Raw genomic sequence first — 16,875 nt, forward strand, 5'->3', positions numbered from 1 at the left:
CTTGAAGAACCTGTTCAAGGTCTTGTTGTGGTCACGAAACCGTCTCGGCCGCCTGATTTTGCAGCAACGCCAGCAAACGTGCGATTTCTTCGCGCATCTTGCGGCGATCGACGATCATGTCGATGGCGCCCTTGGTCACCAGGAACTCGGCACGCTGGAAGCCTTCCGGCAATTTTTCACGCACGGTGTTCTCGATCACGCGCGGACCGGCAAAGCCGATCAGGGCTTTCGGCTCGGCCATGACGACGTCGCCCATGAAGGCAAACGACGCCGACACGCCGCCCATGGTCGGATCGGTCAGGACGCTGATGAACGGCAATCTCTTTTCCGACAGCTTGGTCAGCATGGAGGTGGTCTTGGCCATTTGCATCAACGACAGCAAGCCTTCCTGCATGCGTGCGCCGCCGGTGGCTGTGACGCAGATGAATGGGACTTTTTGCTCCAGCGCCATTTGCGCGCCGCGAGTAAAACGCTCGCCGACCACCGAGCCCATGGAACCGCCCATGAATTCGAATTCGAAGCAGGCAACCACAACCGGCAAGGTCATGATGGCACCGCCCATGACAACCATCGCATCAGTCTCGCCGGTTGATTCCAGCGCGTCTTTCAGGCGATCGGGGTACTTTTTGCTGTCTTTGAACTTGAGCGTGTCGACCGGCAGGGTTTCCTGGCCGATTTCATAACGGCCGCCCTCGTCGAGCAATGCGTCCAAGCGTGCACGGGCGCGGATACGCATGTGGTGGCTGCACTTGGGGCAAACGTGGAGATTGGATTCCAGATCGGTACGGTAGAGTACCGCTTCGCAGGACGGGCACTTGACCCACAGACCTTCGGGTATCGACTTCCGGCTTGCGGAATCGCTACGTTGAATTTGAGGCGGGAGTAATTTCTCTAGCCAGCTCATAGAAACCTCATTTAATTTCCGGTGGCGCATTGTACCAGAGGCAAAAGGTACGCAACCGGGGATCGTGTTTTGTTTGCTTTCCAGCAATGATCACTAGCACACAAGGCGGTCAGGGAGCACCTTGTCGGAACCCGATTGCTCCCCTGCTCGCCTGCCGGACTCAGGCATCCATGGCCTTGCGGATATCCGCGACGAATGCCTGGACCGCTGCCACCGCACGTTCACGCGGCGTGTTCTCCAGTTCCTGGATGATGCGGCTGCCGATCACGACGGCATCGGCCACCTGGCTTACCGCCCTGGCCGTGGCGCCGTCGCGGATGCCGAAACCGACGCCGATCGGCAGTTTGACGTGTTTGCGGATGGCGGCGATACGCGCCGCCACTTCGGCGGTGTCGATATTGCCGGCGCCGGTCACGCCCTTCAGCGATACGTAATAACAGAAACCGCTGCTGACCTTGGCGACCTGTTCGATGCGCTCTTCAGTCGACGTCGGCGCCAGCAGGAAAATCGGATCAAGACCTTGCGCCTGCATCTTTTGCGCGAATTCCTCGCACTCTTCCGGCGGATAGTCGACCACGATGGTGCCGTCCACGCCGGCTTCCTTCGCGGCGGCGATGAAGGCATCGACGCCGAAATGCTCGATCGGGTTGGCGTAACCCATCAGCACCACCGGAGTGCTGGTGTCGGTCTTGCGAAACTCGCGCACATAGCCGAGCACGTCGCGCGTGCCGACGCCGAACTTGAGCGCGCGTTCGCAGGCGCGCTGGATCACGGGACCTTCGGCCATGGGATCGGAAAACGGTACGCCGAGTTCAAGGATATCGACACCGCCGGCAACCAGTGCATGCAGCAGCGGCACCGTGAGTTCGGGAGCAGGATCGCCTGCCGTGATAAAGGTGACCAGCGCCTTCTTGTTGTTCGCGGCCAGCGCGGAAAAAGTGGATTGGATGCGGGACATGATATGGGAATGTTTTGTTCGTCGATTCGGCCAGCCCGGCTTTGTTTTACGCCTGCGAACGACGGATCAAGAATCCTCCGCTCGCATGCCGGGATGGTGCCTTTTATTGCTTACAAGCCTGATTGCCCCTGCCGCTGCTGGACCGTATGCATGTCCTTGTCGCCGCGGCCGGACAGGTTGGCCAACACAATCCTGTCCTTCGGCAAGGTCGCCGCCAGCTTGGCTGCGTAGGCCAGTGCATGGCTCGATTCCAGCGCAGGAATGATGCCTTCGATGCGGCAGCAGGTGTGGAACGCCGCCAGCGCCTCCTCGTCGGTAATGCATTCGTAGCTGGCGCGGCCGCTGTCTTTCAGCCAGGCATGCTCGGGACCGACGCCGGGATAATCGAGGCCGGCGGAGACCGAATGCGTCTCGATGATCTGACCGTTTTCGTCCTGCAGCAGATAAGTGCGGTTGCCGTGCAGCACGCCCGGCGAACCCCGAGTCAGCGACGCCGAATGGCGGCCCGTGTCGAGCCCATCGCCGGCGGCTTCGACGCCGACCAGTTTCACGCCCAGGTAATCGATGTAGGGATAGAAAATCCCCATCGCATTGGAGCCGCCGCCGACGGCCGCCACGACATAGTCGGGCTGGCGGCTGGCGATTTCGGGCATCTGCACGATGCATTCGTTGCCGATCACCGACTGAAAATCGCGCACCATCATCGGATAAGGATGCGGGCCGGCCACGGTGCCGATGATGTAAAAGGTCGTCTCGACATTGGTGACCCAGTCGCGCATGGCTTCATTGAGCGCATCCTTGAGCGTCTTGGAACCCGATTCGACCGGCACCACCTTGGCGCCCAGCAGGTTCATGCGATAGACGTTCTGCAACTGGCGTTTGACGTCTTCGCTGCCCATGTAGACGATGCATTCCATGCCGAAACGCGCGCAGATCGTCGCGGTCGCCACACCGTGCTGGCCGGCGCCGGTCTCGGCGATGATGCGCTTCTTGCCCATGCGCTTGGCCAGCAGAGCCTGGCCGATGACGTTGTTGATCTTGTGCGCGCCGGTGTGATTGAGGTCTTCGCGCTTGAAATAGATTTGCGCGCCGCCAGCCAGCTCGGACCAGCGCTTGGCGTGATACACCGGACTCGGACGGCCGACGAAATGTTTCAGTTCGGTATGAAATTCGGCCAGGAACTGTTCGTCGTGCTGGTAATGCGCATAGGCTTCGCGCAGTTCGCTCAGCGCATGGGTCAGGGTTTCCGACACGAAGCTGCCGCCGTACTGCCCGAAATGGCCACGCGCGTCGGGCAGATTGTAGTGCGCCGACTGATGCAGCGCGGCGGCGGAAACGGGCTGGCGCTCGGCAAAGTGTGCGAGCGGGTTCAATTCTTTCATTGGTATTCCTCTGATGATCTGGTGTGATTGCTGCCTGGCGTCAACGCTCAGGCTTTGTCTGCCAATTGCACCGCGCTGATGAACGCGGCTATCCTGGCGGCATCCTTGATGCCCTTGGCTTGCTCGACGCCGCTGCTGACGTCGACGGCGTACGGGCGCACGCGCTGCACCGCGTCAGTGACGTTTTGCACGCTCAAGCCACCACTTAAAACGACCCGAGGCGCGAGTTCTTCTGGAATGAGAGACCAATCGAAAACCTTTCCGCTGCCGCCGTATTGCTCGACCAGGGTGTCAAGCAACAGTCCCGTGAACAAGGAACTGGAGGAACGATAATCCTGTTCGCATTTTAACAAATCCCCGGCCGTGGTTGCCATTCCGATGCGGGCTGCGCGCATGAATGGCCGTTTGACCGCTTGCGCAATGGCGGCGCATTGCTCCGGCGTTTCATCGCCGTGGAATTGCAACAATGACAAGGGCGCCCGCTCCAGCACGGCGGCGATGTCGGCGGCGCTCGCATTGACGAACAAACCGACGGTGGAAATAAAGGGCGGCACCGCGGAGATCAATTCCGCGGCGACCGCGGCTGTGACATGACGCGGGCTCTTGGCATAAAACACGAAACCGATCGCATCCGCCCCTGCCGCCACGGCGACGGCAACGTCTTCAGCGCGGGTCAGGCCGCAGATCTTGATTCTGGTTCTGTGCATGATCGATAGATGAGGTCATAAGAGGAATGTGCCCTAGTCTAACCGATGGCAAGGCCTGCTTACAGCCAGGGCCACGCGGCCTCTTCCTGCGGCAACGCCCAGTGCGCCGGATAATCCACTTTGGCCAGATACAGGCCGTCCGGCATGAAGGTCGGCGCAGCACGACCGCGATCCTTTTGCGCCAGCACTTGGGCGATCCATTCCGGCGGCTGGTTGCCGTTGCCAACGAAGATCAGCGAACCAACGATGTTGCGTACCATGTGGTGCAGAAAAGCATTGGCTTTCAGGGTGAAAATGATCAGATCGCCGTGGCGACGCACCTGCAACGATTCCATCGTGCGCACCGGCGACTTGGCCTGGCATTCGACGGCGCGAAACGTCGTGAAGTCATGCTCGCCGACCAGATGATTTGCGCCCTGCTGCATCAACGCCGCATCCAGTGGCCGGAACGTCCAGCCGGCCTTGCCCGCCAGCAAAGGCGAACGCACCGGATGGTTGTACAAAACGTAGTGATAGGTGCGCGCGGTGGCGCTGAAGCGCGCATGAAAACCGCCGTCGCGCTCTTCCACGGTCCGGCCGGGACCATCTTCGACCGGCAATTCGCATGCCCAGCGCACCGCGATCGACGCCGGTAAAAACGCATTCACGCCGCGCACCCACGAGAATTTGTCGCGCGCAATGTCGGTGTCGAAATGCGCCACCTGTTCCAGCGCATGCACACCGGAGTCGGTGCGTCCGGCGCAGGTAGTGGTGATGTCGACCAGGGTGAACTGCTTGAGCGCGGCTTCCAGCTTGTCCTGAACGGTCAGGCCATGCGGCTGGGTCTGCCAGCCTTGCCAGGAAGCGCCGTCGTACTGGATGCCGAGCACGATCCGGCGCATAGGATGCGCTGTAACTGGCTCGGCGGCGGAGAGGAGTGAAGATTCGGTCACGGCACTTGTTTGGGTCGTTGCAGATGCATGACGGCATCCTTGATTCGATAAAAGCAAACGGGCGCCAACCTCGGCGCCCGTTTCCGGACAGTCTGAATGCTACGCCGCTTACGACAGCTTGGACAGCATGTCCTTGGCACGCTCGATCTGGGCGTCGCTGCCGCCGCGGATGACCTCCTCCAGCAATTCGCGCGCGCCTTCCTTGTCGCCGATTTCCTGATACGCCGCGGCCAGATCCAGCTTGGTCGACATTTCGGCGGCGAAGGCTGACTCGTCGTCTTCCAGCACGTCAACCGGCTTGGGCTGTTCGGGCGGCGTAGGCAAGTCGAGATTGATGTCGCTAAGCGCGGCGGCCGGTTTCGGCAAATCGTCCAGGATCGAGGCTACCGGCGTCGGCACGACCGGGCCGTCGCCGTCCTGCTTGGCGCCGCTGTCGAGTTCGAGATCGAAATCTATCTTGCGGCCAATATCGGCCGCAGGCGCCGTATCCGGCTGGATTTCCGCCCCCTTGAAGTCGTTCAGGTCGAATTCCAGCCCCTGGTCTTGCTCCGGTGTCGGCTCTGGCGCCTTTTCGGCGACCGGCTCATTTCCGGCGTTGCTGCTCACTTCTGGGGGGGGGAGCGCGGCATCCTCACCTGCTGCCGCCACGCCGCCATACAACGGATTGGTCGGGTCCAGCACGATGCCCATGGCGACCGCCTTTTCCCATTCTTCACCAATGCCGCCGGTTGCTTCATGCAACTCCCTGGCGACCTCGTTAAAACCATCGACATCCTGACGCTTGGAGTAAATTTCCAGCAACTTGCCGCGAATCGCCTGGCGATCCGGATCGCTCTTCAGTGCCAGATGCAGAATGTCTTCGGCCTGCTCATCACGACCGTAAGCAATGTACATGTCGGCTTCGGCGATCGGATCGACGGCGTCGGCTTCAGGCGCAGCAACGACCTCTGCTTCGACAGGAGCCTCTGCAACCTCGGATTGAGCGACAGCGGCGACCGGCTCAGGCTTTTTTTCCTCAACCGGCTCATCCTCCTGATCGGATTCCGCTGCGGCGGCCTGCCCGGCTTTTTTCTTGTTGCGCAGACGCACAACACCCCACGCTGCCAGCAAAGCGACCAGCGCGCCGGCGCCAGGCAAAGCGAAAGGATTGTCCTGGATACGATCGAAGAAATTGGCTTTCGCTATCGGACCTGTCGCAATTGCAGATTTCGGTTTTTCCGCTGCAGCGGGCGCGGGGGCCGGTGCCGGAGGTGTTTCCGGTTTGGCGACCTCGGCCGGCGGCGCAGCTTCAGCAGGCTTGGCCTCGGCAGGTTTTTCTTCCGGTTTGGCTGCCTCCGGCGCCGGTGCTACGGGCGCCTCCGGTTTCGCTGCGGCGGCTTTTTGCTGTTCGCTCAGATCGGCCAGGGTCTTGTTCTTGATCTCCAGCAGTTTTTGCAGATCGCTGACATTTTTCTCAAGCGCTTTGACGCGATCATTGGCCTCGGCGAGAGCCTTGTCCGCGGCGATCTTTTCTTCAGCAGCAGCCTTTTCCGCGGCAGCCCGATCGCTCGCACCAGCCTTGGACAATTGCAGCCTATCCTTGGCCTCGCCGGTGGAAGATTTTTCTTCCACGCGCGCCGTCACTCTGCCGCCACTGCTTTGCCTAGGGTTGTCGGATTTCCGTGCCGGACCGCTGGCGACCTGGCCGGCCAGCTTGTTGCGATAAGCGTTGAAATCCCGGGCTTGCGCGACCACCGTGGTGCGCGCCTCGCCTTTATCGACGGCGCCGGCAGTCGCTGCGTCGGGTACCGACAGCACACGGCCGGCGCGCAGACGATTGATGTTGTCGCCGATGAAGGCATCCGGATTGGCGCGGTACAGCGCGATCAGCATCTGATCCAGCGAGACCGTATTGTCCTTGGTGCGGGTGGCGATTTCCGCCAAGGTGTCGCCTTCCTTTACGCGATAGGTTTTATCGCCCGTCTTACTCTCCGCAGCGGCATTGCCTCTGGCTCGGCGGCCTGTCGCCGGAGCGGCGGCGCCCGTCTTTGCCTCTGCTGTGGCGGTGGACGTCGGTACGGTTTTTTCGGCCACGGCAGCCGGAACAGGCGCGTTGGTCAGGCCACTCTGCTCGCTGCGACCGCTGCGGATAATTTCTTCAGCCTGGCTCGATGGAGCCGGTTTCGTCACGATGGTGGAGACCGGTTCTTCGTCGCTGTTATTGGCGACTGCAGCGGGCGCCGTTGAAGCTGAAGTCGGCGCTGGTGCAGAAGATGGCGTCGCGGCCGGTCTGGCTGCCGGCGTTCCTGCCGCAGCAGGCTTCACCGCAGCAGGCGGCGCCGTCGGCGGAACAGCCGGGGCCGATTGCGCCGCCTGCGGCTTGCGCATGTCGGGCGGGTCCAGCAAGAAACTGTATTCACGCACCAGACGCGAACCGCCGCTGCTCAACTCCAGCAACAAATCGACGAAAGGCTCATTGACGGCCTGCGACGAGGTGATGCGAATGAATTGCTTGCCTTGGCGCTGATCGATTGAGAATCGCAAGGAGGACAGCACCGGATTGAAATCGATGTTGGCTTTTCTGAACGCATCTGCCGGCGCAAGGCGGGCAACCAGCGCGCCCTCTTCCTCCTTCGATACCGAGGTCAGTTCGATTTCCGCCCTCAGGGGCTGGCCCAGCGAGGACAGCACCGTCAGCTTGCCCATGCCGGCGGCATGGGCGCCCATCGGCAAGGCCAGTGCCATGGCGACGGCAGCGCTGAGTTTTTTGAGGCGGGACAGCCGAAACTTGGTATCAGTATGTAGAGGCATGTTTTATATGGTGAGATAGACGTTCTGTTAAAGAAGGCCTGAAGACCAAAATTTATTTCATCAATGACAACCAAAAATCCAATAAGCCAACAAAAGCCCTCCAAATTGCCACTAAGCAATGGATTTGACTAGTCCTCGCGAAAAAACAGGTTGGTTGACGTGGATGAGATAAATTCTAATTTTCAACATATCATCAAGAACTTAGGCCTGCAAGTGTAACCAAGTTCTCAAGATGGTCAAAACCCGCCAACATTCCGATGACGGAATGTTTGACGGGCTGGCGTTGCAAATTGACAACAGAACATCAGAAAAACCTCCCGACGTTCCCTGGCCAATTATTTTTCAAGAATGATGCGCAGCATGCGGCGCAACGGCTCGGCGGCGCCCCACAACAACTGATCGCCGATCACGAAGGCGGAAATATATTCCGCCCCCTGGTTGAGCTTGCGCACGCGGCCGACGCCGATTTCCAGACTGCCGGTGATGGATGCCGGCGTCAGTTCCTTGACGGTGAGCGCGCGATCATTCGGCACCCATTTCACCCATTGGTTGCCCGAACGGATGATCGATTCGATATCCGCCAGCGGCAAGTCGCGCTTGAGCTTGATGGTCAATGCCAGGCTATGGCAACGCATCGCGCCGATACGCACGCACAGGCCGTCGACCGGAATGATCTTCTCGTTGCCGAGGATCTTGTTGACTTCCGCCTGGCCCTTCCATTCTTCCTTGGACTGGCCGTTTTCCAGTTGCGCGTCGATCCAGGGAATCAGTCCGCCCGCCAGCGGCGCGCCGAAGTATTCGGTCGGCACGTCCTCGCGAATGGTCTTGGCGACCTTGCGGTCGATGTCCAGAATCGCCGACGACGGCGTCGCCAGTTCATCGGCTACCGCCGCGCTGATCACCCCCATGCCCTTCAACAGTTCGCGCATGTGATTGGCGCCGCCACCGGAAGCCGCTTGATAGGTCATGGAACTGACCCACTCGACCAGACCTTCCTTGAACAAGCCGCCCACGCCCATCAACAGGATGGAATTGGTGCAGTTGCCGCCAATGTAGTTCTTGACGCCCTTGGCCAGCGCATCCTTGATGACGTTGCTGTTGACCGGGTCGAGCACGATTACGGCGTCGTCCTTCATGCGCAGCGTCGACGCTGCATCGATCCAGTAACCGTCCCAGCCGGCTGCACGCAGCTTGGGGAAGATGTCGGTGGTGTAATCGCCGCCCTGCGCGGTAATAATGATGTCGCATTTTTTCAGCTCGTCAATGCTATTGGCGTCTTTCAGCGTCGTTGCCGTTTTGGCGAACGACGGCGCTTTGCCGCCTGCATTCGAGGTCGAAAAAAATACCGGTTCGATGTGATCGAAATCACCCTCGTCCTGCATGCGCTGCATCAGGACCGAACCCACCATTCCACGCCAGCCAACCAAACCAACCAGTTTCATCATCTTTCCCTATTTAATGGACTTCCATAATTAATGAACAACAGCGTTAAAAAACCACTTCCAGCAATCAACCCAGTGCTTTGACGACGGCGTCGCCCATTTCCCTGGTGCCGACCTTGGTCGTGCCCTCTTCATAAATATCGCCCGTGCGGTAGCCTTGTGCAAGGACTTTCTTCACTGCGGCTTCGATGCGATCGGCCTGCTCCGCCTTGTTCAGCGAGAAACGCAGCATCATCGCCGCCGACAGGATCGTCGCCAGCGGATTGGCGATGCCCTTGCCGGCGATGTCCGGCGCCGAACCGTGCGACGGTTCGTACAAGCCCTTGTTGTTGGCGTCCAGCGACGCCGACGGCAACATGCCGATCGAACCGGTCAGCATCGCGGCCGCGTCCGACAGGATGTCGCCGAACATGTTGCCGGTGACAATCACGTCGAAGTTCTTCGGCGCCTTGACCAGTTGCATGGCGGCATTGTCCACGTACATATGCGTCAGCTCGACATCTGGATATTCCTTGTGCACGTCGGTGACGATGTCTTTCCAGAACTGGAAAGTCTCCAGCACGTTGGCCTTGTCCACGCTGCACAAGCGCTTGCCGCGCTTGGCCGCGGCCTGGAACGCCACATGCGCGATGCGGCGGATCTCCGGCTCGCTGTAGCGCATGGTGTCAAAGCCTTCGCGCGCGCCCTTGAACGGACCATCCGGCGCTTCACGCATGCCGCGCGGCTGACCGAAATAGATGTCGCCGTTCAGTTCGCGCACGATCAAGATGTCGAGGCCGGCCACCAGTTCAGGCTTCAGCGACGATGCGCCGGTCAGTTCCGGATAACAGATCGCCGGGCGGAAATTGGCAAACAGTTGCAAATGCTTGCGCAGGCCGAGGATGGCCTGCTCAGGACGCAACGCGCGCTCCAGCTTATCGTACTTCCAGTCGCCGACGGCGCCGAACAGGATGGCGTCGGCTTCCTTGGCCAGCTTCAGCGTGCCGTCCGGCAACGGATGGCCGTGCGCTTCATAGCCTGCACCGCCGACCGGCGCGGTTTCCATTTCAAATTTTTCACCGAGCGTATTCAATACGCGTACGGCTTGTTCGATGATTTCGGGGCCAATGCCGTCGCCTGGCAAAATTGCAATCTTCATGTCGTCGTCTTGTCGTCTTGGAAAATAATATCGCCGGCTGCCGCATCGCCGCCGATCATACCGATCGCGCGATGCCGCATCCGGCCGGCCAGAACCTGCAAACGTGCTTAGATGGTGTTAGCCAGCCAAGGCTGATCGTACAGGTGACGCTCTTCAAAGGCGCGGATTTTGTCCGCCTGGCGCAATGTCAAACCGATGTCGTCAAGGCCGTTGAGCAAGCAGTATTTACGGAATTCGCCGACCTCAAACGGATAAGTCTGACTACCATTCGCGGTAGTAATGATCTGTTTTTCCAGATCAATGATCAGGCGGAAGCCCGGGAATGCTTTCACTTCGTCGAACAGGCGGTCGATCTGCTGCTCCGGCAGCACAATCGGCAGCAGGCCGTTCTTGAAGCAATTGTTAAAGAAAATATCAGCGAAGCTGGGCGCAATCACGGCGCGGAAACCGTATTGATCCAGCGCCCACGGCGCATGTTCGCGCGAGGAGCCGCAGCCGAAATTCTTGCGCGCCAGCAGGATCGATGCGCCCTGATAACGCGGCTGGTTGAGCACAAAGTCGGGGTTCAGCGGACGCTTGGAGTTGTCCATGCCCGGCTCGCCGTGGTCCAGATAACGCCATTCGTCAAACAGGTTGGGGCCGAAGCCGCTGCGCTTGATCGACTTCAGGAATTGCTTGGGGATGATCGCGTCGGTATCGACGTTGGCGCGGTCAAGCGGGGCAACCAGACCATCATGGACGATAAATTTATTCATGGCACTTGTATCGATGACGGATCGCCGCACCGTGCAGCGATCCTGGTCAATCCGATTTTTCTATCTCTTCAACAAACGAATCGGCAACAGCGATACGACATACCAACTGTTGCCACCACTGCCTTTATTCCTACTTCTTGCCGGCGTCCTGCATTTTTTCACCTACCTTTTCGACATCCTTGCCGAAACCTTGGACAGTATTGCAAGCGGTCAGCGTCAAAGTCGAAGCGGCCAGCAGGGCCAGAGCGATTATTTTTTTCATATTTTCACCGAGGTAGTTTTTTTACAAGGAACGAACATCAACGAAATGACCTGCGATACCGGCTGCTGCGGCCATTGCCGGGCTGACCAGATGCGTGCGTCCGCCCGCGCCTTGGCGACCTTCAAAGTTGCGGTTGGAGGTCGATGCGCAACGCTCGCCCGGCTCCAGGCGATCGGCGTTCATCGCCAGGCACATCGAGCAACCGGGCTCACGCCATTCAAAACCGGCATCCTTGAAAATCTTGTCCAAGCCTTCGCGTTCAGCCTGCTCCTTGACCAGGCCGGAGCCCGGCACCACCATCGCCAGCTTGACGTTGGAAGCGCGGAACTTCCCGCGCACCACCGCTGCCGCTTCGCGCAGATCTTCGATGCGCGAGTTGGTGCAGGAGCCGATGAACACCTTGTCGATGCGGATATCTTCGATCGGCGTGTTGGGCTTGAGGGCCATGTAGGCCAGCGCCTTTTCCATGCCGTCGCGCTTGGTCGGATCCTTTTCCTTGTCCGGATCGGGAATGCGGCTGTCGACCGCGATCACCATTTCCGGCGAGGTGCCCCAGGTAACCTGCGGCTTGATATCCGCGGCGTTGAGCGTCACGACCAGGTCGAATTTGGCGCCCGGGTCCGAATGCAGCGTGCGCCAGTAAGTCACGGCGCGCTCCCAGTGCGGACCGGACGGCGCAAACGGGCGGCCCTTGAGGTAACTGATCGTGGTGTCGTCGACCGCAATCATGCCGGCGCGCGCGCCTGCTTCGATAGCCATGTTGCAGACCGTCATGCGGCCTTCCATCGTCAGCGAGCGGATGGTGGAGCCGGCGAATTCGATGGCGTAGCCGGTGCCGCCGGCGGTGCCGATCTTGCCGATCACAGCCAGCACGATATCCTTGGCGGTCACGCCATGCGGCAACGCGCCGTCGACCTGCACCAGCATGGCCTTGGACTTCTTCGCCAGCAAGGTTTGCGTCGCCAGCACATGCTCGACTTCCGAAGTGCCGATGCCATGCGCCAGACAGGCGAAAGCACCGTGCGTGGAAGTGTGCGAATCGCCGCACACGACCGTCATGCCCGGCAGCGTCGCGCCTTGCTCGGGTCCGATCACGTGGACGATGCCCTGCCGCTTGTCGTTCATGCCGAAATAAGTCAGGCCGTATTCCTTGGCATTGGCGTCCAGCGTTTCAACCTGCAGGCGCGAAATCGGATCGACGATGCCGTTGGCGCGATTGGTGGTCGGCACGTTGTGGTCGGCCACCACCAGGTTGGCGGCATTGCGCCATGGCTGGCGACCAGCCAGCTTGAGGCCTTCGAACGCTTGCGGGCTGGTCACTTCATGCAATAGGTGACGGTCAATGTACAAAATGGCCGTTCCGTCTTGTTCGGTATGAACAACGTGAGATTCCCAGAGTTTGTCGTAAAGCGTCTTGAGCATGATGATGCAGGCGTCTGAAAGCAACGCAAGTCGTTGAAATGAGCCTTTGATTATGCCATAAACGGGCCTTTCCCGAGGCGCCAATGTGGTTTTGGCGCGGTGTCTGGCAACGCCGCCGTATCAGCGCGTTTTCTTGCTCTGCTCGTACAACGGCATCACACGCTGCGAATAGACGGTCAAATCACTGATGCGGTCTTCGCGCGAAGGATGGGTGGACATGAACTTCATCGGTTCGCTGCCGCCAATCTGCGCCATTTTTTGCCACAGGGAAATGGCTGCGCGCGGATCGTAACCGGCACGGGCAGCCAGTTCCACGCCGATGCGGTCGGCTTCTGTTTCGTGGGTGCGCGAATTCGGCAGGCCGATCAGCCCCATGTAGGCATATTGCGCGCCCTGCTGACCGAGTTCGCCGATACCGAGGATGGATGAACCGATGGAAATCAGCGAACCGGTCACGGCTTGCTCGGATGCCCGTTCGCGTGCATGTTCGCGCAAAGCGTGGGCGATTTCATGGCCCATCACGGCGGCCAGTTCGTCATCGGTGATCTTGAGCTTCTCGATCAGGCCGGTATAGACCGCGATTTTGCCGCCGGGCATGCACCAGGCATTGGCCTCCGGCGAAGTGACGACATTGACTTCCCACTTCCATCGGGTCGCATCGGGTCGGAAAACCGCGGTCTGCGGGATCAGGCGATCGACAATGGCGCGCACGCGACGCACCTGGGCGGGGCTCTGGTTCAGCGCGCCTTTTTTCCTTTGCTCGTCGAGCACCTGGGCGTATTCCTTGACGGCGGCAGCATCGATCTCCTGCTCCGATAGCATCATGCTTTGCTGGCGTGTGACGCCGACAGCGCCGCTCTGGGTGGTTTGCACGCTTTCGCAAGCCGCCAGCGCCAATACGGCTGCAGCCAGCAAAAAACGCGGCAGGAATTGTTGCAGGCCTTGCACTCGGTGCGCCATGTCATCTCCGTCATCAAAAATAAAAAGAGGAGAAAACGCTACGGCCATCGCCAAGACTGACGCATTGTCGCGCGATCAACACGATTGACGGGCGCCTCCCCCATGTTTGCGGATCATTCGACCCGCATCCCTCAGCGCAGTTCTGACGCCGGTGCAAAAGCCGGCGGATCTCGTTTATTTTTGAGCAGCGATCTGCGGCGTGGTCACGTGCACGTCGCCGCATTGCGCGCGATGGCGCAAGGCATGGTCCATCAGCACCAGTGCCAGCATGGCTTCGGCGATCGGCGTGGCGCGGATGCCGACGCAGGGATCGTGGCGGCCGTGGGTTTCTACCTGGGTCGACTGGCCGGCCTTATCGATCGACGGACGCGGCGACCGGATGCTCGACGTCGGCTTGATGGCGATCGATGCCGTAATGTCCTGCCCGGTCGAAATGCCGCCCAGGACGCCGCCGGCGTTGTTGCCGACGAAACCTTCCGGCGTCAGCGCATCGCCGTGCTCGGTGCCTTTTTGCGCGACCGACTTGAAGCCGGCGCCGATCTCGACGCCCTTGACGGCGTTGATGCCCATCAGCGCAAAAGCGATTTCGGCATCGAGCTTGTCATAAATGGGTTCGCCCAGGCCGACCGGCACGTTCTGTGCAATCACGTCGATGCGCGCACCGCAGGAATCGCCGTCCTTGCGCAAAGCGTCCATGTACGCTTCGAGCTGCGGAATGATAGTGGTGTTGGCGGCAAAAAACGGATTCTCGCGCACGTGATCCCACGACTCGAACGGAATCGCGATCTCGCCGAGTTGGCTCATGCAGCCTTTGAACGTCGTACCGTATTTCTCGAACAACCATTTCTTGGCGACCGCGGCCGCACCGACCACGGGCGCAGTCAGGCGCGCCGACGAACGGCCGCCGCCGCGCGGATCGCGAATACCATATTTATGCCAGTAGGTGTAGTCGGCGTGGCCGGGACGGAAAGTGTCAAGCAGGTTGCCGTAATCTTTGCTGCGCTGGTCCTGATTGCGGATCAGCAGCGCAATCGGCGTGCCGGTGGTTTTGCCTTCGAACACGCCGGAAAGGATTTCCACGGTGTCCGGCTCCTGGCGCTGGGTGACATGGCGCGAGGTGCCCGGCTTGCGAAGGTCCAGTTCTGGCTGGATGTCGGCTTCGGACAGTTCCATGCCCGGCGGACAACCGTCGATCACGCAACCGATGGCCGGGCCATGGGATTCGCCGAAGGTGGTAACGGTAAACAGCGTGCCGAGGGTATTGCCGGACATAATGAAGCTCTGCTCTGAATGATCTGAATTCGGAATTTTACCAGTGTAGGCCCTATTTCCACTCGCCGCGCAGTTCGCTCACGCGTTGCTGGAGGTATTCCGGCGTGGCCTGCCGGGCAGGGATCGGCTCGCCGACCGCCAGTTCCAGGCGCGAAAACGGACCGCGCTTGAACGAGCGATGAAATGGATTGCCGCTGCCGCGCGTGAGCAAACTGCCCCACAGGCCGCGCAAGGCCATCGGAAAAACCGGCACCGGCGTGCGATCGAGGATTTTCTTGATGCCGCCCTTGAATTCGTTGATTTCGCCGTTGCTGGTCAGCTTGCCTTCCGGGAAGATGCAGACCAGGTCGCCTTCATGCAAGGCCTGGGCGATGTCGACGTAAGCTTTTTCCATCAGCCAGGGGTCTTCCTTGGCCGGCGCAATCGGGATTGCCTTGGCGGTGCGGAAAATCCACGACAGCAGCGGTGCCTTGAAAATCCGGTGGTCCATGACGAAACGGATCGGCCGCGGACTGGTCGCCATGATCACGATGGCGTCGACGTAGCTGACGTGGTTGCACACCAGCACGGCGGCGCCGTGTCTGGGAATCAGCTCGGCGTTGACGGTGCGCACGCGATGGATGGTGTGGATCAGTATCCACGCCAGGAAACGCATCAGGAATTCCGGCACCAGCGAGAAGATGTAGGTCGCCACCAGCGCGTTCAGGATCGCCGTGGTCAGGAATATCTGCGGAATCGTGAATCCCGCGCGCAGCAGCACCATCGCCAGCAAGGCCGCCACTACCATGAACAGCGAGTTCATGATGTTCATGCCGGCGATCGTACGCGAAACATGCGCAGGATCGCAGCGCGTCTGGATCAGCGCAAACAGTGGCACGATGTACAAGCCGCCGAACACGCCGATCATCGCGCAATCGAACAGGATGCGCAGGCTGCCTTGCTGCGCCATAAAGCCGCTCACGTCGACGGCTGCGGTGGCGCTGTAGCTGACGCTGGCAAAGTACAGCTCCAGACCGAACACCGACAAGCCGATCGCGCCGAAAGGCACCAGGCCGATTTCCACCTTGTGCCCGGACAAACGTTCGCACAAGAGCGATCCGACGCCGATCCCCACCGAAAAAACCATCAGCAGCAAGACGAACACACTGTGGTCGCCGTGCAGATAATTCTTCGCATACAACGGGAACTGCGCCAGCACGATGGCGCCGTAGAACCAGAACCATGAATTGCCCAGAATCGACAGGAACACCGGCCGGTTGCGACGCGAAAAGCCGAGATTGCGCACCATTTCCGAAAACGGATTCCAGTTGATCTTCAGATCCGGCGCGGGCGCCGGCGAAAGTGGAATACCCAAGCTGGCCAACCAGCCGAGGATGGCGAAGCCGATCGTCGTCGCAGCCACCATTTCCAGCCCGAACGGCTTGTGCACCACCAGCACGGCGCCGAGCACTTCGCCCAGCAGGATGCCGACAAAGGTGCCCATTTCGATCACGCCGTTGCCGCCGATCAACTCTTGCGGCCTGAGTTGTTGCGGCAGGTAGGCATATTTGACCGGTCCGAAAATGGTCGAATGCACGCCCATGCCAGCCACCGCAATCACCAGCAGCCACAGGTGATGCGTCATCCAGCCGTAGGCTGCTAGGCCCATGATGGCGATTTCCAGCAGCTTGACGTAACGCGCCAGACGGCCTTTTTCCATCTTGTCGGCCAATTGCCCGGCAGTGGCGGAGAACAGGAAGAACGGCAGGATGAACAAACCCGGAATCAGGTTGTTGAGCAGGCCGGTGTCAATGTCGGTCCAACTCAGCGCATCATAGGTGAGAATAGTCAGCAGAGCAGTCTTGAAAACGTTGTCATTGAGAGCGCCGAGGAACTGGGTCCAGAAAAAGGGAGCAAAGCGGCGCTGGCCGAGCAGGGAAAACTGGTTGGATTGACTCATGTAGCGAGCGAT

Annotated in this window: 14 protein-coding genes; all 14 read right to left on the reverse strand. The window is 60.0% G+C overall.

Annotated features, from left to right (window positions below; all coding sequences use genetic code 11):
* Positions 1-31: 31 nt before the first annotated feature.
* A complete protein-coding gene (gene accD / locus RV1423_RS01290; RefSeq protein WP_034292243.1) occupies positions 32-904 on the reverse strand; it encodes an acetyl-CoA carboxylase, carboxyltransferase subunit beta in 873 nt (290 codons plus the stop codon).
* 160 nt (positions 905-1,064) lie between these two features.
* The gene (gene trpA / locus RV1423_RS01295) at positions 1,065-1,862 is read right to left on the reverse strand and encodes a tryptophan synthase subunit alpha (RefSeq protein ID WP_034292246.1); all 798 of its coding nucleotides are present in this window, start codon (positions 1,860-1,862) and stop codon (positions 1,065-1,067) included.
* A 110-nt stretch (positions 1,863-1,972) separates the two neighbouring features.
* Complete coding sequence (gene trpB / locus RV1423_RS01300) at positions 1,973-3,244, reverse strand: tryptophan synthase subunit beta (RefSeq protein ID WP_034292249.1); 1,272 nt, start codon at positions 3,242-3,244, stop codon at positions 1,973-1,975.
* A gap of 47 nt (positions 3,245-3,291) precedes the next feature.
* Positions 3,292-3,954: a phosphoribosylanthranilate isomerase gene (locus RV1423_RS01305; protein WP_155834996.1), complete on the reverse strand. Its 663-nt coding sequence runs from the start codon at positions 3,952-3,954 to the stop codon at positions 3,292-3,294.
* Between the two features lie 56 nt (positions 3,955-4,010).
* A complete protein-coding gene (gene truA, locus RV1423_RS01310) occupies positions 4,011-4,832 on the reverse strand; it encodes a tRNA pseudouridine(38-40) synthase TruA (protein WP_034292252.1) in 822 nt (273 codons plus the stop codon).
* Between the two features lie 159 nt (positions 4,833-4,991).
* Positions 4,992-7,673, reverse strand: coding sequence for a FimV/HubP family polar landmark protein (locus RV1423_RS01315; RefSeq protein ID WP_034292254.1), 2,682 nt, complete (start codon positions 7,671-7,673; stop codon positions 4,992-4,994).
* Between the two features lie 335 nt (positions 7,674-8,008).
* Entirely contained in the window at positions 8,009-9,115 is a 1,107-nt protein-coding gene (gene asd, locus RV1423_RS01320) for an aspartate-semialdehyde dehydrogenase (RefSeq protein ID WP_034292528.1), read from the reverse strand.
* A 67-nt stretch (positions 9,116-9,182) separates the two neighbouring features.
* Entirely contained in the window at positions 9,183-10,253 is a 1,071-nt protein-coding gene (gene leuB, locus RV1423_RS01325; RefSeq protein WP_034292256.1) for a 3-isopropylmalate dehydrogenase, read from the reverse strand.
* Between the two features lie 107 nt (positions 10,254-10,360).
* Positions 10,361-11,008, reverse strand: coding sequence for a 3-isopropylmalate dehydratase small subunit (gene leuD, locus RV1423_RS01330; protein WP_034292258.1), 648 nt, complete (start codon positions 11,006-11,008; stop codon positions 10,361-10,363).
* A 130-nt stretch (positions 11,009-11,138) separates the two neighbouring features.
* Positions 11,139-11,270 carry an entericidin A/B family lipoprotein gene (locus RV1423_RS01335; protein WP_034292260.1) on the reverse strand — a complete coding sequence of 44 codons (132 nt, stop codon included), beginning with the start codon at positions 11,268-11,270 and terminating at the stop codon, positions 11,139-11,141.
* Between the two features lie 21 nt (positions 11,271-11,291).
* Positions 11,292-12,692 carry a 3-isopropylmalate dehydratase large subunit gene (gene leuC, locus RV1423_RS01340; RefSeq protein WP_034292530.1) on the reverse strand — a complete coding sequence of 467 codons (1,401 nt, stop codon included), beginning with the start codon at positions 12,690-12,692 and terminating at the stop codon, positions 11,292-11,294.
* Positions 12,693-12,812: 120 nt separating this feature from the next.
* Positions 12,813-13,652 carry a M48 family metallopeptidase gene (locus RV1423_RS01345; RefSeq protein ID WP_051516406.1) on the reverse strand — a complete coding sequence of 280 codons (840 nt, stop codon included), beginning with the start codon at positions 13,650-13,652 and terminating at the stop codon, positions 12,813-12,815.
* A 174-nt stretch (positions 13,653-13,826) separates the two neighbouring features.
* Positions 13,827-14,924, reverse strand: a complete 1,098-nt coding sequence (gene aroC / locus RV1423_RS01350; protein ID WP_034292263.1) for a chorismate synthase — start codon at positions 14,922-14,924, stop codon at positions 13,827-13,829.
* A gap of 52 nt (positions 14,925-14,976) precedes the next feature.
* The gene (locus RV1423_RS01355) at positions 14,977-16,863 is read right to left on the reverse strand and encodes an MFS transporter (RefSeq protein ID WP_034292266.1); all 1,887 of its coding nucleotides are present in this window, start codon (positions 16,861-16,863) and stop codon (positions 14,977-14,979) included.
* Positions 16,864-16,875 lie beyond the last annotated feature (12 nt).

This window comes from Herbaspirillum sp. RV1423 (genome assembly GCF_000577615.1).
GTDB lineage: Bacteria > Pseudomonadota > Gammaproteobacteria > Burkholderiales > Burkholderiaceae_D > Herbaspirillum.

Excerpts from the sequence above, each read along its gene's own strand:
- accD (WP_034292243.1), bottom strand. The coding sequence starts at position 904 with ATGAGCTGGCTAGAGAAATTACTCCCGCCTCAAATTCAACGTAGCGAT.
- trpA (WP_034292246.1), bottom strand. The coding sequence starts at position 1,862 with ATGTCCCGCATCCAATCCACTTTTTCCGCGCTGGCCGCGAACAACAAG.
- trpB (WP_034292249.1), bottom strand. The coding sequence starts at position 3,244 with ATGAAAGAATTGAACCCGCTCGCACACTTTGCCGAGCGCCAGCCCGTT.
- truA (WP_034292252.1), bottom strand. The coding sequence starts at position 4,832 with ATGCGCCGGATCGTGCTCGGCATCCAGTACGACGGCGCTTCCTGGCAA.
- RV1423_RS01315 (WP_034292254.1), bottom strand. The coding sequence starts at position 7,673 with ATGCCTCTACATACTGATACCAAGTTTCGGCTGTCCCGCCTCAAAAAA.
- asd (WP_034292528.1), bottom strand. The coding sequence starts at position 9,115 with ATGAAACTGGTTGGTTTGGTTGGCTGGCGTGGAATGGTGGGTTCGGTC.
- leuB (WP_034292256.1), bottom strand. The coding sequence starts at position 10,253 with ATGAAGATTGCAATTTTGCCAGGCGACGGCATTGGCCCCGAAATCATC.
- leuD (WP_034292258.1), bottom strand. The coding sequence starts at position 11,008 with ATGAATAAATTTATCGTCCATGATGGTCTGGTTGCCCCGCTTGACCGC.
- RV1423_RS01335 (WP_034292260.1), bottom strand. The coding sequence starts at position 11,270 with ATGAAAAAAATAATCGCTCTGGCCCTGCTGGCCGCTTCGACTTTGACG.
- leuC (WP_034292530.1), bottom strand. The coding sequence starts at position 12,692 with ATGCTCAAGACGCTTTACGACAAACTCTGGGAATCTCACGTTGTTCAT.
- RV1423_RS01345 (WP_051516406.1), bottom strand. The coding sequence starts at position 13,652 with ATGGCGCACCGAGTGCAAGGCCTGCAACAATTCCTGCCGCGTTTTTTG.
- aroC (WP_034292263.1), bottom strand. The coding sequence starts at position 14,924 with ATGTCCGGCAATACCCTCGGCACGCTGTTTACCGTTACCACCTTCGGC.
- RV1423_RS01355 (WP_034292266.1), bottom strand. The coding sequence starts at position 16,863 with ATGAGTCAATCCAACCAGTTTTCCCTGCTCGGCCAGCGCCGCTTTGCT.